At 72.2% G+C, this 20,002-nt stretch carries 21 protein-coding genes and 1 tRNA gene; 10 read left to right on the forward strand and 12 right to left on the reverse strand.

Translation table 11 applies throughout. The features are described from left to right. The first annotated feature begins 28 nt into the window (after positions 1–28). Both ABZ937_RS11370 and ABZ937_RS11375 read left to right on the forward strand, forming a co-directional pair. Entirely contained in the window at positions 29–1,189 is a 1,161-nt protein-coding gene (locus tag ABZ937_RS11370; protein WP_361689100.1) for an FAD-dependent oxidoreductase, read from the forward strand. 72 nt (positions 1,190–1,261) lie between these two features. Further along, positions 1,262–2,233 (forward strand): zinc-binding dehydrogenase, encoded by a 972-nt coding sequence (locus ABZ937_RS11375; protein WP_361689103.1) that lies wholly within the window; start codon positions 1,262–1,264, stop codon positions 2,231–2,233. Between the two features lie 16 nt (positions 2,234–2,249). Here ABZ937_RS11375 and ABZ937_RS11380 read toward each other — a convergent pair whose 3' ends face one another. Next, a complete protein-coding gene (locus ABZ937_RS11380; protein WP_361689106.1) occupies positions 2,250–3,656 on the reverse strand; it encodes an FAD-binding oxidoreductase in 1,407 nt (468 codons plus the stop codon). Positions 3,657–3,666: 10 nt separating this feature from the next. After that, positions 3,667–4,320 (reverse strand): rhomboid-like protein, encoded by a 654-nt coding sequence (locus ABZ937_RS11385; protein WP_361689109.1) that lies wholly within the window; start codon positions 4,318–4,320, stop codon positions 3,667–3,669. On the opposite strand from ABZ937_RS11385, the gene ABZ937_RS11390 reads away from it, so the two are divergent. Then, on the forward strand, positions 4,319–5,230 hold the full coding sequence (locus ABZ937_RS11390) for an aminoglycoside phosphotransferase family protein (RefSeq protein ID WP_361689112.1): 912 nt from the start codon (positions 4,319–4,321) through the stop codon (positions 5,228–5,230). The two genes, ABZ937_RS11385 and ABZ937_RS11390, sit on opposite strands and share 2 nt — an antisense overlap. A gap of 39 nt (positions 5,231–5,269) precedes the next feature. On the opposite strand, the gene ABZ937_RS11395 is transcribed toward ABZ937_RS11390, so the two are convergent. Then, positions 5,270–5,343: transfer RNA gene (locus ABZ937_RS11395), tRNA-Thr, on the reverse strand. Between the two features lie 218 nt (positions 5,344–5,561). Here ABZ937_RS11395 and ugpC point away from each other — a divergent pair. The 3 genes from ugpC to ABZ937_RS11410 all read left to right on the forward strand — a co-directional run bounded on the left by ugpC (position 5,562) and on the right by ABZ937_RS11410 (position 8,162). Beyond that, positions 5,562–6,698: a sn-glycerol-3-phosphate ABC transporter ATP-binding protein UgpC gene (ugpC, locus tag ABZ937_RS11400; protein ID WP_361689115.1), complete on the forward strand. Its 1,137-nt coding sequence runs from the start codon at positions 5,562–5,564 to the stop codon at positions 6,696–6,698. Between the two features lie 185 nt (positions 6,699–6,883). Next, positions 6,884–7,345 carry a hypothetical protein gene (locus tag ABZ937_RS11405; RefSeq protein ID WP_361689118.1) on the forward strand — a complete coding sequence of 154 codons (462 nt, stop codon included), beginning with the start codon at positions 6,884–6,886 and terminating at the stop codon, positions 7,343–7,345. An 85-nt stretch (positions 7,346–7,430) separates the two neighbouring features. Further along, positions 7,431–8,162, forward strand: coding sequence for a nucleotidyltransferase family protein (locus ABZ937_RS11410; RefSeq protein ID WP_361689121.1), 732 nt, complete (start codon positions 7,431–7,433; stop codon positions 8,160–8,162). Positions 8,163–8,230: 68 nt separating this feature from the next. Here ABZ937_RS11410 and ABZ937_RS11415 read toward each other — a convergent pair whose 3' ends face one another. The 7 genes from ABZ937_RS11415 to ABZ937_RS11445 form a co-directional block, all read right to left on the reverse strand. Continuing rightward, positions 8,231–9,904, reverse strand: coding sequence for a DoxX family membrane protein (locus ABZ937_RS11415; RefSeq protein ID WP_361689124.1), 1,674 nt, complete (start codon positions 9,902–9,904; stop codon positions 8,231–8,233). Positions 9,905–10,054: 150 nt separating this feature from the next. Further along, positions 10,055–10,996 carry a 23S rRNA (guanosine(2251)-2'-O)-methyltransferase RlmB gene (gene rlmB / locus ABZ937_RS11420; protein ID WP_361689127.1) on the reverse strand — a complete coding sequence of 314 codons (942 nt, stop codon included), beginning with the start codon at positions 10,994–10,996 and terminating at the stop codon, positions 10,055–10,057. Positions 10,997–11,084: 88 nt separating this feature from the next. Continuing rightward, positions 11,085–12,488: a cysteine--tRNA ligase gene (gene cysS, locus ABZ937_RS11425; protein ID WP_361689130.1), complete on the reverse strand. Its 1,404-nt coding sequence runs from the start codon at positions 12,486–12,488 to the stop codon at positions 11,085–11,087. A gap of 77 nt (positions 12,489–12,565) precedes the next feature. Continuing rightward, complete coding sequence (locus tag ABZ937_RS11430; protein WP_361689133.1) at positions 12,566–12,970, reverse strand: PPOX class F420-dependent oxidoreductase; 405 nt, start codon at positions 12,968–12,970, stop codon at positions 12,566–12,568. A 54-nt stretch (positions 12,971–13,024) separates the two neighbouring features. Continuing rightward, positions 13,025–13,528, reverse strand: coding sequence for a 2-C-methyl-D-erythritol 2,4-cyclodiphosphate synthase (gene ispF, locus ABZ937_RS11435; RefSeq protein WP_361689136.1), 504 nt, complete (start codon positions 13,526–13,528; stop codon positions 13,025–13,027). Continuing rightward, complete coding sequence (gene ispD / locus ABZ937_RS11440) at positions 13,518–14,270, reverse strand: 2-C-methyl-D-erythritol 4-phosphate cytidylyltransferase (protein ID WP_361689139.1); 753 nt, start codon at positions 14,268–14,270, stop codon at positions 13,518–13,520. Before ispD ends, ispF begins: the two co-directional genes overlap by 11 nt. Positions 14,271–14,546: 276 nt before the next feature. Next, on the reverse strand, positions 14,547–15,029 hold the full coding sequence (locus ABZ937_RS11445) for a CarD family transcriptional regulator (RefSeq protein WP_003953493.1): 483 nt from the start codon (positions 15,027–15,029) through the stop codon (positions 14,547–14,549). Between the two features lie 627 nt (positions 15,030–15,656). On the opposite strand from ABZ937_RS11445, the gene ABZ937_RS11450 reads away from it, so the two are divergent. Then, positions 15,657–16,334 carry a DUF461 domain-containing protein gene (locus ABZ937_RS11450; RefSeq protein WP_361689142.1) on the forward strand — a complete coding sequence of 226 codons (678 nt, stop codon included), beginning with the start codon at positions 15,657–15,659 and terminating at the stop codon, positions 16,332–16,334. Between the two features lie 76 nt (positions 16,335–16,410). Here the strand turns inward: ABZ937_RS11450 and ABZ937_RS11455 are convergent, their stop codons facing one another. Together ABZ937_RS11455 and ABZ937_RS11460 are read right to left on the reverse strand one after the other, a co-directional pair. Continuing rightward, entirely contained in the window at positions 16,411–17,091 is a 681-nt protein-coding gene (locus ABZ937_RS11455; RefSeq protein ID WP_161695606.1) for a response regulator transcription factor, read from the reverse strand. Continuing rightward, positions 17,088–18,338 carry an ATP-binding protein gene (locus ABZ937_RS11460; RefSeq protein ID WP_361689146.1) on the reverse strand — a complete coding sequence of 417 codons (1,251 nt, stop codon included), beginning with the start codon at positions 18,336–18,338 and terminating at the stop codon, positions 17,088–17,090. The genes ABZ937_RS11455 and ABZ937_RS11460 overlap by 4 nt, the downstream gene beginning before the upstream one ends. 251 nt (positions 18,339–18,589) lie before the next feature. Here ABZ937_RS11460 and phoU point away from each other — a divergent pair, with 251 nt between their 5' ends. The 3 genes from phoU to ABZ937_RS11475 all read left to right on the forward strand — a co-directional run bounded on the left by phoU (position 18,590) and on the right by ABZ937_RS11475 (position 19,988). Beyond that, entirely contained in the window at positions 18,590–19,279 is a 690-nt protein-coding gene (gene phoU / locus ABZ937_RS11465) for a phosphate signaling complex protein PhoU (protein WP_361689149.1), read from the forward strand. Between the two features lie 163 nt (positions 19,280–19,442). After that, positions 19,443–19,598 (forward strand): hypothetical protein, encoded by a 156-nt coding sequence (locus tag ABZ937_RS11470; protein ID WP_361689152.1) that lies wholly within the window; start codon positions 19,443–19,445, stop codon positions 19,596–19,598. 141 nt (positions 19,599–19,739) lie between these two features. Then, a complete protein-coding gene (locus ABZ937_RS11475) occupies positions 19,740–19,988 on the forward strand; it encodes an SCO4226 family nickel-binding protein (protein ID WP_361689155.1) in 249 nt (82 codons plus the stop codon). Positions 19,989–20,002 lie beyond the last annotated feature (14 nt).

Genomic DNA, 20,002 nt, shown 5'->3' on the forward strand with positions numbered 1-20,002 from the left:
GCAGGTGAACCGACCCCAGGGAGACTCCATGCACCGCATCACCGTCATCGGCGGCGGCTTCGCCGGACTCACCGCCGCGATCACCGCCGCCGAGGCCGGCGCCAAGGTCACCGTGTACGAGGCCCACCACACCCTGGGCGGGCGGGCGCGGACGGCGCAGGGCCCGTACCGCACCAACGAGGGCCCGCACGCGCTCTACTCCGGCGGACCGCACTGGGCCTGGCTCCGGCAGCGGGACCTGATCGGCCCCCTCGCTCCCCTGCCGCCCCTGGAGGCCGCCCGGCTGCGGCTGCGCCACCACGGCGTGCTGCGCCGCACCCCGCCCTTCGCCCTGCTCAAGCTGCTCCGCCCGCGGCTCGGCCCGGCCCCCGTCGACGCCGACTTCCTCGGCTGGGCCACCGGCGTCGCCGGGGAGGAGGCCGCCCGCGCCGCGGCCAACTACGCGGCCGTGGCCCTCTTCCACCACGACCCGGGCAGCCTGTCCGCCGCCTTCGTGCAGGAGCGTCTGCGCCGGGCCACCAAGCTGCCTCCGGAGGCGCACTACCCGCGCGGCGGCTGGGGATCCGTCATCGACCGGATGGCCGCGCGGGCCTGGAACCTCGGCGTCCGGGTCGAGACCACGTCCCGTGTCGACACCCTGCCCACCGACACCCCCGTCGTCGTCGCCACCTCCCTGTCCGCCGCCCGGCGGCTGCTCCGCGACGACTCGCTGACCTGGCCCGGCGGCCGTACCGTCCTCGTCGACCTCGCGCTGCGCACCCGGCGCGGTGACGCCTTCGCCGTCTCCGACCTGGACGCCCCGGGCTGGATCGAGCGGTTCACCGCGCAGGATCCGTCCCTCGCACCCGCCGGGGAGCAGCTGATCCAGGGCCAGATCCCGGTCGGGCCCGGCGAGAGCCGGGCCGACGGCCTCGCCCGCGCCGAGCAGCTGCTCGACCTGGCGTTCCGCGGGTGGCGGGAGCGGGTGACCTGGCGGCGGGAGGCCGTGGCGGACGGCCGTACCGGGGCCGTGGACCTGCCGGGCCGCAGCTGGCGGGACCGGCCGGCCGTGGACCGCGGCGACGGGGTCTACCTCGCGGGCGACCACGTGGCGGCCCCGGGCGTGCTGTCGGAGGTGTCCTTCAACAGCGCGGTCACCGCCGTCTCCCTGATCCTCGGCCGGCCCGCCCTTGACCTCAAGCACGCTTGAGGTCGGAGGGTGGGGCACGAAGTGTCCGTCGGCGACGAGCCACCGCTCGGCGCCGTAGCCCCGGGGGGTCCCATGCACGCCGTCCGCCTGTACGCCTTCGGCCCGGCCGAGAACCTGACCTACGAGGAGGTGCCGGACCCGGTCCCGGGCCCCGGCCAGGTGCGGATCGCGGTCGCCGCCGCCGGGGTCCACCTGCTCGACGCGGCCCTGCGGGAGGGGCACCAGGGCCCGCTGCCCGAGCCGCCGAGCCTGCCGACCGTGCCCGGCCGGGAGGTCGCCGGGGTCGTCGACGCGCTCGGCGACGGCGTGCCCGGGAACTGGCTCGGCCGGCGGGTGGTGGCCCATCTCGGCACCGCGCCCGGCGGGTACGCCGAACGCGCCGTCACCGAGGTCGAGCGCCTGCACGACGTCCCGGAGACCCTGGACCTCGCCGCGGCCGTCGCCATGATCGGCACGGGCCGTACGACCCTCGGCATCACGCAGTTCGCCGAGCCGGGACCGGACGACGTGGTGGTCGTACCGGCCGCGGCGGGCGGCATCGGCACGCTCCTCGTGCAGTACGCCAAGAACGCCGGCGCGGCCGTGATCGGACTCGCGGGCGGCCCGGAGAAGACCGCCCGCGTGCGCGCGAACGGCGCCGACCTCGCCGTCGACTACACCGGCCCCGACTGGCCCGCCGAGGTCCGCGCCCACCTCGGCGGCCGGGCGGCCACGATCGTCTACGACGGCGTCGGCGGCGACGTCGCCCGGCAGGCCGTGGCCCTCCTCGGCCCCGGCGGCCGGCACCTCGTCTTCGGCTGGTCGGCGGAGGGCATCGGAGAGGGCCGGGCGTACCTCGTCGAAGGCGTCTCCGAGTCGGTGCTCGGCCCGGAGATGCTGCGGAGGGCGGGCGGCCTGCGCGCGCTGGAACTGCGCGCCCTCGCCGAGGCCGCCCGAGGCCGGCTGCGCCCCGCCGTCACCCGCTTCCCGCTCGCCCGGGCAGCCGACGCGCACCGGGCGCTGGAGCGGCGCGGCACGGTCGGCAAGGTGGTGCTGGAGCCGTGAGCGACCGGGTACCGGGTCAGTGCCGGCCCGCCACCCGGTCCGCCGCCTTCGCCAGCCGTGAGGACTCCGTGCCGGGGTGGAGGCGTTCGCGCCGGTCGGCGGTGCGGTAGGTGGCGTACATGGCCTGGACGCCCAGCCAGCGGAAGGGCTCCGGCTCCCACTTGCGGACCTTGTGGCCGACCCACGGCAGGCCGGTCAGCTCGGTCCGCCCGCCCTGGCCGGAGTCCTGCTGGACCAGGTCGCGCAGGGTGCGGGCGGCCAGGTTGGCGGTGGCGACACCGGAGCCGACGTAGCCGCCGGCCCAGCCGAGACCCGTGGAACGGTCGAGCGTCACCGTGGCGCACCAGTCGCGCGGGACGCCCAGCACACCCGACCAGGCGTGCTCCACCCGCACCCCCGCCAGGGACGGGAAGAAGCGGGTCAGGATCTCCCGGAGCGCCTCGACGGTCGCCTGCTGGGTGCGGCCGTCGTTGTCGGTGCGCGAGCCGAAGCGGTACGGCACCCCGCGCCCGCCGAGCGCGATCCGGCCGTCGGCCGTGCGCTGGGCGTACATGTAGGCGTGCGCCATGTCGCCGAGGGTCTCCCGGCCCGCCCAGCCGATCGCCGCCCACTGCTCCTCGGTGAGCGGCTCGGTGGCGATCATCGAGGAGTTCATCGGCAGCCAGGTCCGCTTCTGGCCCTTCAGGGACGCGGTGAAGCCCTCCGTGCAGCGCAGGACGTAGGGGGCGCGGACGGTGCCATAGGGGGTGACCGCGCGCTTGGGGCCGATCTCCGTCACCGGCGTCGACTCGTGGAGGGTGACGCCGAGTGCCTCCACGGCCGCCGCGAGCCCCTTGACCAGCTTCACCGGGTGCAGCCGGGCCCCGTGCGGGGTCCAGGTCGAGCCGACCGCGTCCGCGATCCGGATCCGCTCGGCCGTCTCCCGGGCGCCGTACAGCTCCCGGTCCTTCTCGCCGTACGCCAGCTCGTGCTCGTGGAACGCCTTCAGGCGGGACAGCTGGGCGGGTGTGGTGGCGACCTCCAGGACACCGCCGCGGTGGACGTCGGCGTCGATGCCCTCGGCCTCGGCGACCGCGATGACCTCGGCCACGGTGTCGTTCATCGCCTTCTGCAGCCGTACGGCGGCCTCGTGGCCGTGCAGTTTCGCGTACCGGTCCCGGCCCGCGATCCCGTTGTACAGCCAGCCGCCGTTGCGGCCCGAGGCGCCGTACCCGCAGAACTTCTGCTCCAGCACCGTGATCCGGAGGAAGGGCGCCGCCTTCTTCAGGTAGTACGCCGTCCACAGGCCCGTGTATCCGCCGCCGACGATGACGACATCGGCGGACGCGTCCCCGGACAGCGGCTCCCGCACCGCCGGAAGACCGTCGTCCGCGTACCAGTACGAGATGCCACCGTTGACGACACCGCTTGCCCAGCTGCTCATGGCCGGGACGTTAACCCCTGAGCCCGGCCAGTGTCTCCTTCGGATTCCATGCTTTTCCGCGCCCCCTGACCAGCGGATAGCAGGCGAGGCCGAGCAGCATGGCGACGAAGTGCCCGAAGTCGGTGAAGGCCGGTCCGGCGGCCAGCGGCAGCGCGAACACGGCCAGCACCACCAGCAGATACGCGTACCGCCAGGGTGCCGCGATCCGGTACCCGAGCACCGCGATCACCCCGGCCAGCGCGTAACTCACCCCGATGTCCAGGGTGTTGGCCGCCGCGTGCGGGGCCATGCCCTTGCGGATCGCCGCCAGCAGCATCGCCTCGCTGATCAGCGAGGCCAGGACATGGGCGAGCGCGCACACCGCCAGCCAGCGGGCCGTGCCCAGCCAGCGCTCGGCCCGTGCGTGGAACACCGAGTACAGGAAGGCGTACGGCACCCAGTGCCCGCCGTCGATCCACATCGCGCTCGCCACCAGCACCCGCACCGGGTTGCGGGACAGCTCGTGGATGTTCGTGGACCGCCGCAGCAGAAAGTGCTGCTCGAACTCCGGCGACATGTGGTGCAGCGCCACCGTCGTCACGAACAGGATCCCCAGCCACACGTAGGTGCCGGGAGCACGGCGGACGTACGCCCACACCCCGCTCGGACCCCGGACAATTCGCATGATCCGATTCACGCACGCGGGTATCGTCCGACGCGTGATCGACATCCCCGACGAGCTGGCCGAGGCACAGGAGACGTACAACGGCGCGGCGGGCCGGGCGTTCATCGCCGCGCTGCCGGACCTCGCGACGGGCTTCCTGGACCGCTGGCGGCTACGGCTCGACGGGCCGTCGATGAACGGCGTCAGCGCCCTGGTCCTGCCCGTCGTCCGCGCCGACGGCCTCCGCGCGGTCCTCAAGCTCCAGCTGCGGGACGAGGAGAGCGAGGGCGAACCCGTCGCCCTGCGGACCTGGGACGGCGACGGAGCGGTACGCCTCCTGGACCACGACCCGGACACCGGCACCATGCTCCTGGAGCGCCTGGACGAGTCCCGGATGCTGTCCGGCCTCGCCGACACCCGCGAGGCGGTCCTGGTCATCGCCCGGCTCCTGGCCCATCTGACCTCCTTCCCGGCCCCGCCCGGACTGCGCCGGCTCGGCGACATCGCCCAGGCCATGCTGGAGCGGACCCCCTGGGCACTGAAGCGCATCCCCGACCCCGCGACCCGCCGGACCGTCGCCGACTGCGCCGCCGCCGTCCGCGAGGTCGCGCACGAGCCCGGCGACCGGCTCCTGCACTGGGATCTGCACGACGAGAACGTCCTCGCCGCCGGCCGCGCCGACTGGCTCGCCATCGACCCCAAGCCGCTGGCCGGCGACCCCGGCTTCGAACTGTGGCCCGCCCTGGACAACCGCTTCGACGCGGCCGAGGTCCGCTGGCGCTTCGACGCGATGACCGACGTCCTCGGCCTGGACCGGGACCGGGCCCGCGCCTGGACCCTCGGCCGGCTGCTGCAGAACGCCCTGTGGGACGCGGAGGACGGCCGCCCGATCGAGGCCCGCCAGCTGGAGATCGCCCACAGGCTGGCATGAGAAAGCCCGGGCGGGACACGGTCCCGCCCGGGCGGCACGAGCCCCCTGTCGGATTCGAACCGACGACCTTCGCTTTACAAGAGCGGCGCTCTGACCAGCTGAGCTAAGGAGGCCTGTACGCGCGTGACGCGTACGTGCCTGTGCAGTGTACCCACGTCCCGGCGCGGCCCTGTCGAAAATTTCCGCGAAGTTCACCGTCGTCCAAGTGCTGACAGACGGGCTGAACGGCAGGTAGCGTCCTGACCCAGTTCACTCCGGTGGACTACACCAACCACCTTCCTACAACGGATCGTCCGGCACGTTCCTGCCGGTAGAAGGGGGCCCATTCACCATGGCCACTGTCACGTTCGACAAGGCGACCCGGATCTACCCGGGTTCCGACAAGCCCGCCGTCGACCAGCTCGACATCGCGATCGAGGACGGCGAGTTCCTCGTCCTGGTCGGCCCGTCCGGTTGCGGAAAGTCCACCTCCCTGCGGATGCTCGCGGGCCTGGAGGACGTCAACGGCGGCGCCATCCGCATCGGTGACCGCGACGTCACCCACCTGCCGCCCAAGGACCGGGACATCGCCATGGTGTTCCAGAACTACGCGCTCTACCCGCACATGACGGTCGCCGACAACATGGGCTTCGCGCTCAAGATCGCCGGCGTGCCGAAGGCGGAGATCCGGCAGAAGGTCGAGGAGGCCGCGAAGATCCTCGACCTCACCCCGTACCTGGACCGCAAGCCGAAGGCGCTCTCCGGCGGTCAGCGCCAGCGGGTCGCCATGGGCCGCGCGATCGTCCGTGAGCCGCAGGTCTTCCTCATGGACGAGCCGCTGTCCAACCTGGACGCCAAGCTCCGCGTGTCGACCCGTACGCAGATCGCGTCCCTCCAGCGCCGCCTCGGCATCACCACCGTCTACGTCACCCACGACCAGGTCGAGGCCATGACGATGGGCGACCGGGTGGCGGTCCTGAAGGACGGCCTGCTCCAGCAGGTCGACTCGCCGCGCAACATGTACGACAAGCCCGCGAACCTCTTCGTCGCCGGCTTCATCGGCTCCCCCGCCATGAACCTGGTGGAGGTCCCGATCACCGACGGCGGCGTGAAGTTCGGCAACAGCGTCGTCCCGGTCAACCGGGAGGCCCTGTCGGCCGCCGCCGACAAGGGTGACCGCACGGTGACGGTCGGCGTCCGGCCCGAGCACTTCGACGTGGTCGAGCTGGGCGGGGGTGCCGCCGCCTCCCTCACCAAGGACAGCGCGGACGCCCCGGCCGGTCTCGCCGTCTCCGTGAACGTCGTCGAGGAGCTGGGCGCCGACGGCTACGTCTACGGCACCGCCGAGGTCGGCGGCGAGGTCAAGGACCTGGTCGTGCGCGTCAACGGCCGCCAGGTCCCGGAGAAGGGCTCCACGCTGCACGTGGTGCCGCGGCCGGGCGAGACCCACGTGTTCTCCACCTCCACGGGCGAGCGGCTGTCCGACTGACCCCGTTCGACGACAGGGCCCCGCGGTCGGACCGCGGGGCCCTTCGCGTTGCGTGCAGATACCCCGGCACAGCGATCATTCCGGGCGGCGGGAGTCAACCCATTACCCAGAAAGCGGCGCCTTCTCATCCCCCATAAGAGTGACTCAATGTCTCCATGTCATTACCGGGCGCTACCCTCACACGCGTGAAGCACTCCACCACCCCTCAGACGCGACGCGGCCACCGAGGCGGCCCTGCCCGCCACATCGGCCGCACTCTCGCCCTCGTCCTGCCCGTCGTCCTGGTGCTCTCCGGGACCCTCGCGGTCACCCGGGTCAACTGGACGGGAAGCCCGTCCGGCTCGGTGCTGGCCGCCTCCGACGTCTCGTCGGCGGAAGCGCCCGCCAAGACGGTCACCCGCGCCCCGCAGGACGTGCTCCGCGACCAGCTGATGACCGAGCTGCAGAAGGAGAACCCGGGGGTGGTCCTCACCCACCTCCAGCAGGCTGTGAACGGCCACCCGTCGCTCGCCGAGCACTGCACCTCCATCGCCCGCGCCCTCGGCAGGGCCGCGGTGCGCATCTACGGCGCCTCGCGCGCCCAGTCGTACGCCCGCCCGGTGTGCGACACGGCCTTCGCCTCGGGCGTCCTGGCCGCGCACAGCTGAGTCCCGGTGGGAAGTCGGTAACGGCTCCCCCAGGAGCACATTGCCGCCGGCACACGGCGGCGGGGCGCCACGTACAGTGCGGGTCATGACCCATCCGAACGCCGCGTCGCGCCCCACTCAAGCCGTGGTCCTGGCCGGTGGCCAGGGCTCCCGGCTGCGTCCGTACACCGACGACCGGCCCAAGCCGATGGTCGAGATCCCCGGTACGGGCACTCCGATCATCGGCCACCAGCTCACCTGGCTCGCCGAGGAGGGCGTGACGGACGTGGTGGTCTCCTGCGGCCACCTCGCCGACGTCCTGCAGAACTGGCTGGACGCGGCCGACCTGCCCGTCTCCGTCACCACCGTCGTGGAGTCCGAGCCCCTCGGCCGCGGCGGTGGCCTGCGGTACGCCGCGGCCCATCTGCCCCACCCCGACCGGCCCTGGTACGCCACGAACGGGGACATCTGGACCCGGTTCTCGCTGCGCGACATGGCCGACTTCCACACCGAGCGGGGCGCCGTCGCGACCCTGGCACTGGCCCGGCCACGGATTCCGTGGGGCGCCGTGCAGACCGACGGGTTCGGGCACATCACCGACTTCATCGAGGCGCCGCCGTCGACGTTCGAGATCAACGCGGGCGTGTACGTCTTCTCGCCCGAGTTCTCCTCCCTGCTGCCCGAGCGCGGGGATCACGAGCGGACCACGTTTCCCCGGCTGGCCCGGGAACGGAAGCTGGCGGGGTTCCCCATTCCGCAGGGGGCGTACTGGCGGGCCATCGACACCGCCAAGGACCTGACCGAAGCGGCCAAGGAGCTGGCGGCTCTGGGGCGGTAGCCAGGAGCGTGGGAAGAGGCCCCGTACCAGGGAAGGTACGGGGCCTCTTCGATCGCGGGGCCGCGCTGTCAGCCCAGCAGGCCGCCCACCAGGCCCGGCTGGCCCGTGGACGTGCTGCCGCCGCCCGTGGACGTGCTGCCGCCGCCCGTCGTGGCGCCGCCGCTGGTGCTGGTGCCGCCGGTGCTGGTCGGGCCCGCCGTGGTGCTGGGGGCGCCGCCCGTGGGGGGCGCCTGGCGGGGCGGGATCTGGCCCGTGGTGCCCTGGGTCTGGCTGGGCGTCGTGGTGGTGGCGCCGACGGAGTGGCTCGCGCCCGGGGTCGTCGCCGCCCCGGAGGGGCTCGCGCCGGCCGTGGCGCCGCCCGTCGGCGAGGCGGGGGCCGCCGGGGTCTTCTTGTGCCGCTTGCCGGGCTCCTGCGGGAGCGCGGAGCCGGGGAGCTGGTTGCGCGGGGCCTCGCCGGGGCCGGGCACGACCACGCGGCTGGAGTCGCGGACCGCGCCGCCCAGCAGCGAGCCGATGAGGAGCGTGAGGCCGACGGTGACGACGGTGATCAGCGCGCCCCGGCGCAGGACGTACTGGCGCAGCTCCCAGATGTCGGCGCGGGGGCCGAGCCGCCGCCACGCGCTGCCCGCGAGGCGGCCGTCGATGGAGTAGACGGGGGCGCCGGCGATGATCAGCGGGGACCAGGCGGCGAGGTAGATGATGTCCGGCGCGTCGTAGACCGGGACGGTCTTCCAGCTGACGGTGACGATCAGGGCGGCCGAGAGCAGGGCGCCGACAACCGCGGCCACGCGCTGCCAGCAGCCCAGGACGGTCAGGACGCCGACGACGACCTGGAGGAAGGCGATGACCAGGCCGGAGCCGACCGGGTGGTGCAGGGCGAACTGGCGCAGCGGCTCGGCCACGTCCCAGGGGTGCAGCGTGTTGAGCCACGTGACCATCGAGCCGCGCTTGCCGCCGTCGAAGTAGACGGGGTCGCAGAGCTTGCCCATGCCGGCGTAGATCGAGATGAAGCCGAGGAAGACGCGCAGCGGGAGGAGGACGACGCCGAGGTTCAGCCGGCGGCCGGGGTAGTAGGCGTGCCGGGCCGGGTCGTCGCCCTGGCGTCTGACGGTGCGCGGGGGGTCGGCGTCGGGGTCGCCGGCGGCCGGGTAGGTGTCGTACGGCTCGTAGTCGGAGCCGGCGTAAGCCGGTTCGTCGTAGGCGCCGGAGACCGTGCGCATGTGCGGCAGGAGGCGGGTGCCGTCGGCCTCGGGGGCGGTGCGCTGGTGGCCGACGACGGGTGTCTCGACGGTCTGGTCGAGCTGGTCGTAGGTATCGGCGTAGCCGGTCTGGACGCGCGGGATGACCTGGGTGGCGCCGGCCTCGGGCTCGTCGGCGTGGCGGACGCTGCTGCCCCGCACGGCCTGGAGGAGCCGGTGGGCGCCGGTGTCGTCGGGGGCGGACTTGCCGCTCCACACGACGGGGCGGCGGCGGCCGGCGGCGCCGGCCCGGCCCGCCGTGCCCACGACGGGCATCCGGGCGGGGTCCTGGGTGGCGCTCAAGTGCCGGGCGATCCGCGCGGATTGGGTGCGCTTCGCCGACGCGCCCAGCTGCACGCGGAAGCTGGCGTGGTTGACGATGACCTGCGCCGGATCGCTCGGCACCTTCACCATGCTCAGCGCGGGAGCGTCGTCGGGCCCGGACTGGAATCCCGACGAGCGGTCCCCCGTGGGTGTGCGGGGTGTTCTGGTGTCCACACTCATCTAACCGAGTGACGTGGCGTTAGGACACTGCCCGGAGCGGGCGGATGTGTCCGGACCCCGTCAAAGCGGCCCCGAACGCCATATGGGCGCCCGAATTACCCCGCGAGGGTGAAGTTCCGGACGGGTGTTCAGGCCCGTCCGGACCGTGCCTCAGCTCCGCCTGCGCGCCGCTTCGTACAGCACGATGCCCGCCGCGACACCGGCGTTGAGCGACTCCGCGCCACCCGGCATCGGGATGCGGACCCGGAAGTCGCAGGTCTCGCCGACCAGGCGGGACAGGCCCTTGCCCTCGCTGCCGACGACGATGGCGACCGGGCCCTCCAGGGCCTCCAGGTCGCCGAGTTCGACCTCGCCGTCCGCCGCCAGGCCGACCACCGTGACGCCGGCCTTCTTGTAGGACTCCAGGGTCCGGGTGAGGTTGGTGGCGCGGGCGACCGGGGTGCGGGCTGCCGTACCGGCGGAGGTCTTCCAGGCGCCGGCGGTCATGCCGGCCGAGCGGCGCTCGGGCACGACCACGCCGTGGCCGCCGAAGGCGGAGACGGAGCGGACGACGGCGCCGAGGTTGCGCGGGTCGGTGACCCCGTCCAGGGCGACGACCAGCGGGTCCTCGCCCTCGTCGGCGGCGGCGTCGAGCAGGTCCTCCGGGTGGGCGTACTCGTACGGCGGGACCTGGAGGACCAGGCCCTGGTGGTTGAGCCCGTTCGTCATGCGGTCCAGCTCGGGGCGCGGGGCCTCCATCAGGTTGATGCCGCCGCGCTCGGCGGCGAGCTGGAGGGCCTCGCGGACGCGCTCGTCGTTGTCGATGAACTGCTGGACGTAGAGGGTCGAGGCGGGGACGCCCTCGCGGAGCGCCTCGACGACCGGGTTGCGGCCGACGACCAGCTCGGAGGCGGACTTGCCGCCGCCCCGGCGCTGCGGCGTGCGGCCCTGCGCGCGGCGGGCCTTCGCCGCGGCGGCGCGCTGCTTGGCGTGACCCTTGCGCATCTCGGCGGGCGGGGTCGGACCCTTGCCCTCCAGGCCCCGGCGCCGCTTGCCGCCGCTGCCGACCTGCGCGCCCTTCTTGCCGGACATGCGGCGGTTGTTCGCGGCCATGACCTACCTGTCTTCGTGAGCTGTCGTACGTACGTCTTATGCAGTGTGCCGCCCGGAGGGCCGGGCGGCACAATCGATCAAGCGCGGGCTAGCGCGGGCCGAGGCTCCAGCGCGGGCCCTGCGGGCTGTCCTCGATGACGAGTCCGGCCTGTCCCAGCTGGTCACGGATGGCGTCGGCGGTGGCCCAGTCCTTGCGGGCGCGGGCGGACTCGCGCTGGTCGAGGACGAGGCGGACGAGGCTGTCGACCACGCCGTTCAGGTCCTCGCTCCGGTCGCCGGACTCGCCGGCCCAGTGCGCGTCGAGCGGGTCCAGGCCGAGGACGCCGAGCATGGCCCGCACCTCGGCGAGCCGGGCGACGGCGGCTTCCTTGTCGTCGGCGGCCAGCGCGCTGTTGCCCTGCCGGACGGTGGTGTGCACGACGGCGAGGGCCTGCGGCACGCCCAGGTCGTCGTCCATCGCCTCGGCGAAGGCGGGCGGGACCTCGGCGGCCGGCTCGACGGTCTTCCCGGCCAGCTCGGTGACCCGCTGGACGAAGCCCTCGATGCGCGCGAACGCGGACTCGGCCTCGCGCAGCGACTCCTCGCTGTACTCGATCATCGAGCGGTAGTGCGGGGTGCCGAGGTAGTAGCGCAGGACGATCGGCCGCCACTGCTTGACCATCTCGCTGACCAGGACGCTGTTGCCGAGCGACTTGGACATCTTGTCGCCGGCCATGGTGACCCAGGCGTTGTGCACCCAGTACTGCGCGAAGTCGTCGCCGTAGGCCTTGGCCTGGGCGATCTCGTTCTCGTGGTGCGGGAAGATCAGGTCGAGGCCGCCGCCGTGGATGTCGAAGGCGGAGCCCAGGTACTTGTGGGCCATCGCCGAGCACTCCAGGTGCCAGCCGGGGCGGCCGGGGCCCCACGGGGTCGGCCAGGTCGGCTCGCCGGGCTTGGCGGACTTCCACAGGGCGAAGTCGCGGGGGTCGCGCTTGCCGGTCTCGCCCTCGCCGGACGGCTGGAGCAGGTTGTCCAGCTCCTGCCGGGACAGCTCCAGGTACCGCGGGAAGGAGCGCACGTCGAAGTAGACGTTGCCGTCGGCCTCGTAGGCGTGCCCGCGCTCGATGAGGCCCTGCATCATCTCGATCATCTCGGTGATGTGGCCGGTGGCGCGCGGCTCGTACGTCGGCGGCAGGCAACCGAGGGCGCCGTAGCCCTCGTTGAAGGCGCGCTCGTTCTCGTACCCGATCGACCACCAGGGCCGGTTCTGCTCGCGGCTCTTGGTGATGATCTTGTCGTCGATGTCGGTGACGTTGCGGACGAACGTCACCTCGTAGCCGCGGTACTCGAACCAGCGGCGCATGATGTCGAAGTTGAGGCCCGAGCGGATGTGACCGATATGGGGTGCCGCCTGCACGGTGGCACCGCACAGGTAGATCGAGACACAGCCCGGCTTGAGCGGGGCGAAGTCACGGATCTGCCGGGCGTTGGTGTCGTACAGGCGAATCGTCACCACTCCAGGGTAGTGGGCGCGGGGCAGTGCCATGCGCCCACTGGCGAGGAATGCCGTGTCTCACAGCCCGCCGGGTCTCACAGCCTGCCGACGACCTTCCGTGGCCGGATCCGTACGACCACACGCTGGGCGTCCTGGGCCGAGGCCGGGTTGAAGTCGGCGTAGTCCTTGCCGGTGTACTTGCGGCTCAGTTCGTCGATGAGCTGGGGGCCGCCGTCCGTCGTCGTCTCGGCGGTGCCGCGGATCTCGGCGTACTCGTACGGCTCGTCGGGGTTGAGGACGACGACCGTCACGCGGGGGTCGCGGTCCAGGTTCCGGTACTTGCGCCGGTCGACCGTGGTGGAGAAGAGGAGGTCGTCACCGTCGCGTTTCACCCAGACCGGGGACAGCTGCGGGCTGCCGTCGGGCTGGAGGGTGCCGACGACGATGAACACCTTGCCGTCGAGCACGGACTTGAGGCGGTCGGACAGTACGGCGGACATGGGTACCCTCCGGAGTCCAGGGATCACTGCTCGTGTGGGTACCCTCGCACGCGCTCAGCTCACCCGCACCACGAGTGCCGTCGCCACCGCCATCAGGCCCTCCTCGCGGCCGGGGAACCCGAGGCCGTCGGTGGTCGCGCCGGAGACCGTCACCGGGGCGCCGGCCGCCTCGGAGAGGATCTTCTGGGCCTCGGTGCGCCGCTTGCCGATCTTCGGGCGGGGGCCGATCACCTGGACGGCGATGTTGCCGATGGTGAAGCCCGCCGCGCGGACGATCCGGGCGGCCTCGCCCAGCAGCCTGACCCCGGAGGCGCCCGACCACTCGGGCCGGCCGGTGCCGAAGTGCTGCCCCAGGTCACCGAGTCCGGCGGCGGAGAAGAGGGCGTTGCAGGCGGCGTGCGCGACGACGTCGGCGTCGGAGTGACCGGCCAGACCGGGTCCCTCGCCCTCCCACTTCAGGCCCGCGCACCACAGCTCGCGGCCCTCCTCGAAGGCGTGGATGTCGGTGCCGATGCCGACCTGGGGCAGGGGCAGCACGAAGCCGGCCTCAGAATCCATCGTTCAGCCTCCGGCGAGCCAGGACCGCCTCGGCGAGGACCAGGTCCAGGGGGCGGGTGACCTTGAAGGCCTCCTCGTGGCCGGGGACGGCCACGACGGTCAGCCCCAGCTGCTCCACCATGCTCGCGTCGTCGGTGACGTTCTCGGTGACGGTCTCGTGGGCGCGGACCAGGGTCGCCCGGTCGAAGCCCTGCGGGGTCTGGACGGCGCGCAGCCGGGCCCGCTCGGGGGTGGCGACGACCGGCTCCGGCTCGCCGGCCTCGGCCGCGGGCTCGACCTCCTTGACGGTGTCGGCCAGCGGCAGCGCGGGCACCACGGCGGGGGCGCCGTCGCGTACGGCCTCGATGACCGCGTCGACCGTGTCGACCGGGACGAGCGGCCGGGCCGCGTCGTGGACCAGGACGATCCCGTACTGCGGCGGGAGGGCGTCCAGGCCGAGCCGCACCGACTCCTGGCGGGACTCGCCGCCGGGGACGACGAGGAAGTCCGTCCTCTCGGGCAGCGCGTGCGCGTCGAGCAGGGACTTGACCTCGGCGGCGCCGTCCGGCGGGGCCACGACGATCACCAGCGAGACATGGCGGGACGCCGCGAGGGCGCGGACCGCGTGGATGAGCATGGGCGTGCCGTTCAGCGCGCGGAGCGCCTTGGGTGCGCCCGGACCGAGGCGCACGCCCCGGCCGGCGGCGGGAATCACGGCGGCGACGGGAGTCTGCGCGGGTGTAGGACGTGATTCGTCAGACATCGGATCCTGTCAGGTTTGTGTGCTCGACCTACGTGGGTATGGCCTGAGGAGTGCCGGGCGCGACGCCTTGACCGGACCCTTTCCGTGACCCTGGTCGAGCCATCCGCCCGGGCCCGGCACGTCAAGTATCGGGGGGTCGATCCAAGGTTTCCCGTAAAGCACCCGCTGCGGGGACGAACATGCCGCAGCGCCCGGCGACAGAATGAGTGTCATCGGGCACCGCGGCATTTCACTGTGCTGAGCGTGCCGGAAGCGATGGTTCGCTGCCGCTGCGCGTCAGGAGGCGAGCACCTCGTCGAGCAGGGCCTCGGCCTTGTCCTCGTTCGTGTTCTCCGCGAGGGCCAGCTCGCTCACCAGGATCTGGCGAGCCTTGGCGAGCATGCGCTTCTCACCGGCGGAGAGACCGCGCTCGCGCTCGCGACGCCACAGGTCACGCACGACTTCCGCGACCTTGATGACATCGCCGGAGGCGAGCTTCTCCAGGTTTGCCTTGTAGCGACGGGACCAGTTCGTGGGCTCCTCGGCGTACGGTGCGCGCAGCACCTCGAAGACCCGGTCCAGCCCGTCCTGACCGACCACATCACGCACGCCGACGAACTCCGCATTGTCCGCTGGCACACGTACCGTCAGGTCACCCTGGGCGACCTTCAGCACCAAGTAGGTCTTGTCCACGCCTTTGATCTGGCGAGTTTCGATGGCCTCGATCAGCGCGGCCCCGTGATGGGGATAGACCACGGTGTCGCCAACCTTGAACGTCATGTGACAGGTACCCCTTCCGTGGCTATCCAGGGTAACACGGATACGGCGTCTTCTGAATGGCGTTTTCGCAGGTCAGGGCATATCTCGGGGCTTGACAACAGCAACCGGAACGTGCTGCGGGGAGTCCGCGGAAGCGGGTATTCGCAGGTCGGAGGGGCTCTCTGGGCGGGGTGAAACGCGTACGTTACAGACCCTGGAAGGCCGCTCCAAGTGGAGGAACGTCCCGATATGTCTGGTCTCAAGCGTACGACTTCCGCTACTCCGTTCGGTGAGCGGAGGTCGATGTGAGCCGAATCCGAAATTGATCAACGACTGCCGGACGGGTGCGCCGTGATCAATATCGAGGAGGCTCGCGCATTCCTTCCGGCACATTTCGCGAGTGGCGTCGAGAGAGGGCCCAGAGGGCGCCACCGCCGCGTTATGTGAATGACGGACGAGGGGCCCCGCAATGTGACCGCGGCGTCACTTGCGCCCTGCCGGGGTACCCCCACCTGGAGGGAAGCCCGGGCCCGGGGGAGGGTCGGGTGCGATGGCGCCGGAACGGCTCGGTAACCTAAGGCCGCTGACAGACACTTAGGGTGGCTTTATCAGGGGAGCCGCCCGCGCGTTCAAGGAGTTGCCGCCGCCGTGAGCAGCAGCCTTCGACGCGGCGCCCTCGCCGCCTCCGCCATCGTCTTCTCGATCGCCTCGCTCGCCGCCTGCGGCGCCGGCAACGACTCCCAGACGCTGGAGATCAAGCCGGACAACGCGGCGACCAGCGTCGGGGACATCAAGATCCAGAACGCCGTGGTCATCACCCAGCCCGACCTGAAGGCGACGGGTCCCGCGGTCATCTCCGCGACCCTGTTCAACTCGGGCCGCAGCGACCAGACCCTCCAGTCGATCACCGTCGACGAGAGCGGTACGTCCGCCCAGCTGAAGCCCGCCAAGGGCCAGAGCCTGACGGTCCCGGCCGGCGGCTCGCTGGTCATCGGCGGCAAGAACAACGCGTCCGCGCTGCTGCCCAGCGGCCGTGAGGCCGTCCAGGACGGCAACGCCCAGAAGATCACCTTCACCTTCAGCAAGACCGGCAAGGTGACCCTGGGCGCCTTCGTGGTCCCGGCCACCAGCTACTTCGACAAGTGGGGCCCGTCCGAGATCCCGTCCGCCTCGGCGTCGGCCTCCGCCACGGGCGCCCCCGGCGCCTCCGCCTCCAGCAGCGGCAAGCCGGAGAAGGGCGGCCACGAGACGACCCCGTCGGACTCCGCCTCCGGCCAGGCCGTCACCCCGAGCGACTCCGCGTCGCAGTCGGCCTCCGAGCACTGACGAGCCGTACGCCGAAGGGCGGCACCCCCTCACGGGGTGCCGCCCTTCGGCGTGGCTGCGCGTGCGGTCGTACGGCTTACGGCTCGAACTTGTAGCCCAGACCCCGCACCGTCACCAGGTACCGCGGCGCGCCGGGATCCGGCTCGATCTTGGCGCGGAGGCGCTTGACGTGGACGTCGAGGGTCTTGGTGTCGCCGACGTAGTCGGCCCCCCAGACCCGGTCGATGAGCTGCATACGGGTCAGGACACGGCCCGCGTTGCGCAGCAGCATCTCCAGGAGGTCGAACTCCTTCAGCGGGAGGTCGACCTTGGAGCCGCCGACGGTGACCACGTGACGGTCGACGTCCATGCGGACCGGGCCGGCCTCCAGCGCGGCCGGGGTGACCTCCTCCGGCTCGCCGCGGCGGCGCAGGACGGCCCGGATGCGGGCGACCAGCTCGCGCGAGGAGAACGGCTTGGTGACGTAGTCATCGGCTCCTATCTCGAGACCGACGACCTTGTCGATCTCGCTGTCCTTCGCGGTCACCATGATCACGGGGACGTTCGAGCGGCCGCGCAGCTGGCGGCAGACCTCGGTGCCGGGCAGGCCCGGCAGCATCAGGTCGAGGAGGACCAGGTCGGCGCCGTTGCGCTCGAACTCGTCCAGGCCGTCGGGGCCGGTCGCCGCGATGGCGACCTCGAAGCCCTCCTTGCGGAGCATGTACGACAGGGCGTCGGAGAAGGACTCCTCGTCCTCGACGACGAGCACTCGGGTCACGGAAGGACCTCCGGGGCGGGAAGCGGTTCGTACGGGGATGAGTCGGCGGGGCCCGCCTCGTCTTCGAGGTCGGGGTGCTGCTGTGCGCGGTCGCGGGCCGCGCCCGCCTCCGGCAGTCTGAGGGTGAAGGTGGAGCCCTGGCCTTCGGCGCTCCAGACCGTGACCTCCCCGCCGTGCGAGGCGACCACGTGCTTGACGATCGCGAGACCCAGACCGGTGCCGCCGGTGGCCCGCGAGCGGGCCGGGTCGACGCGGTAGAAGCGCTCGAAGATGCGCTCCTTGTCCTTGTCGGAGATGCCGATGCCCTGGTCGGTCACGGCCAGCTCGATCATGTCGCCGCCGGGCGCGGAGACCCGGCGGGCGGCTATGCCCACGCGGGTGCGGGCCGGTGAGTAGTTGACGGCGTTCTCGACCAGGTTGCCGAGGGCCGCGGCCAGCTGGCCCCGGTTGCCCCAGACGTGCAGGTCGGCCGTGCCGCCGGCGGCCATGGTGATCTGCTTCGTACCGGCCTGGTGGCGGCAGCGGTCGATGGCCTCGGCGACCAGCTCGTCCACGCGGACGGGCTCGGCGTCCTCCAGCGGGTCGTCGTTCTGCACCCGGGAGAGGTCGATCAGCTCCTGGACCAGGTTGGTCAGCCGGGTCGCCTCGATCTGCATCCGGCCGGCGAAGCGCTGGACCGCCTCGGGATCGTCGGAGGCGTCCATGACGGCCTCGGAGAGGAGGGACAGCGCGCCGACGGGCGTCTTCAGCTCATGGCTGACGTTCGCCACGAAGTCGCGCCGGACCGCCTCGATCCTGCGGGCCTCCGTCAGGTCCTCGACCAGCAGCAGGACCAGGCGGGAGCCGAGCGGGGCCACCCGCGCGGAGACCGCGAGGGCCTCGCCGCGTCCGGTGCCGCGCCGGGGGAGATCCAGCTCGACCTGGCGTATCTCTCCGTCACGTCTGGTGTCGCGGGCCATCTGGAGCATCGGCTCGATGGAGAGCTTGCCGCCGCGCACCAGCCCGAGGGCGTAGGCGGCGGAGCTGGCCTTGACCACGGCGTCGGCCTCGTCGAGGACGACGGCGGAGGAGCGCAGCACCGAGAGCACGGTGTCCACGCCGGGCGGGAGTACAGGGTCGGTGTGCAAGGAAGTCCTGGTGGGTCGCTTCTGGTCGCGTTCGCTCCAGCGGAACGCCAGCATGGCGATGACACCGGTGAGCACCCCGGCGATCGCTGCCGCTGCGGCGACCGCCGCGTTCACGTCCATGCATCCAGGTTAGGCATGCCCTGCGACATGCCCACAGCCGTCGAGGTGCGAGCTCCGACACTCGTCGCCCAGAGTTCACCTTGCAGCCAGTATTGATTCATTTGGGGTGGCGGAAACAGACGCGTACGGGGCACAGCGTGGAAGCGTGGGGTTCGTACCGCCGGTTTCGCCAGGGGGCGCACGCGTGATGTGGACGGCCCCCGAAACCCCCTAACGAATACCCGGACGATGACGCACGAGAGGGAACCCTGATGCGGGACGCGTACCACGAGGAACTGGACTCGATCGGCGACGGACTGGTGGAGATGGCCCGGCTGGTCGGATCGGCGATCGGGCGCGCCACGACCGCCATCCTCGACGCCGATCTGAAGCTGGCCGAGAGCGTGATCGAGGCCGACCAGAAGGTCGACGAACTCCAGCACGACCTGGAGGCCCGGGCGATAGCCCTGCTGGCCCGGCAGCAGCCGGTGGCGACGGACCTGCGGATAGTGGTCACGTCGCTCCGTATGTCCGCCGACCTGGAGCGCTCCGGCGACCTCGCCCAGCACGTGGCCAAGCTGACCCGGCTGCGCTTCCCGGAGCGGGCTGTTCCGCACGACCTGCACGCCACCATCCTCGAGATGGGCCAGCTCGCGCAGCGCCTGATGGCCAAGGCCGCCGAGGTGATCGTGACCAAGGACGTCGACCTCGCCCTGCAGCTGGAGCAGGACGACGACGAGATGGACCTCCTCCACCGCACCCTCTTCCAGCACCTGATCGACGAGCGCTGGAAGCACGGCATCGAGACGGCCGTCGACGTCACCCTGCTGGGCCGCTACTACGAGCGGTACGCCGACCACGCCGTGGCCGTCGCCAAGCGCGTGGTCTACCTGGTCACCGGCGAGCACGCGGACGAGCTGCAGCCGGACATCCAGCCGGTGACGGGCGTCGAGGGCGCGTGACCCCCGCGGGGGAGGGCCGGGGCCCGGCCACCCGGACGGGGCGCTTCCGGTGCGGTCGCGCGCCGCTCGTTCCGCCGGGCGCCTCCGTGCGCCGTTGATGCGCCCGGCACAACGGGCATGACATGGGCGAGGGCACCCCTGCCCACAGGTCTAGGAGGGACCCATGGCCGAATCCCCCGGCACCACGCCCGACCCCACGCAGCAGCGCGAGTCCGAGCAGCCCGCCGAGATCAAGAGCCTTCCGTTGTTCGGCGCGTGCGGCTGCGGCTCGGGATGCGGCTGCGGGTGCCAGTCGGGCAACCCCTGCCAGTGCGGCTGAACACCGACCGGGGCCGGTGCGAACGGGGTTCGCGCCGGCCCTTCGGCGTACCGGGCGCCGTAGCGGATGCCCATCCCGGCCGCCGGGCGCAGCATGGACGTGAGCGGGCGGGAAGGACAGCCGGGAAGGAGGTGTGAGGTCATGCCCAAGTTCATGGACGTACACCGCGGGATGCAGGGGATCACGGCCGATCAGCTGCTGGAGGCGCACCGGGCCGACCTCGCCGTCGAGAAGGAGGAGGGCGTGCACTTCGAGAGCGCCTGGGCGGACCCGGAGTCCGGCATCGTCTACTGCCTCTCCGAGGGTCCGTCGGCCGACGCCGTCCAGCGCGTCCACGAACGCGCCGGGCACCGCGCGGACGAGGTGCATCCGGTACCGCTGCACGTCTGAGCCCCTCGGCGAGC

The sequence above is a fragment of the Streptomyces sp. NPDC046727 genome (assembly GCF_040645635.1).
In the GTDB taxonomy this organism is placed as follows: domain Bacteria; phylum Actinomycetota; class Actinomycetes; order Streptomycetales; family Streptomycetaceae; genus Streptomyces.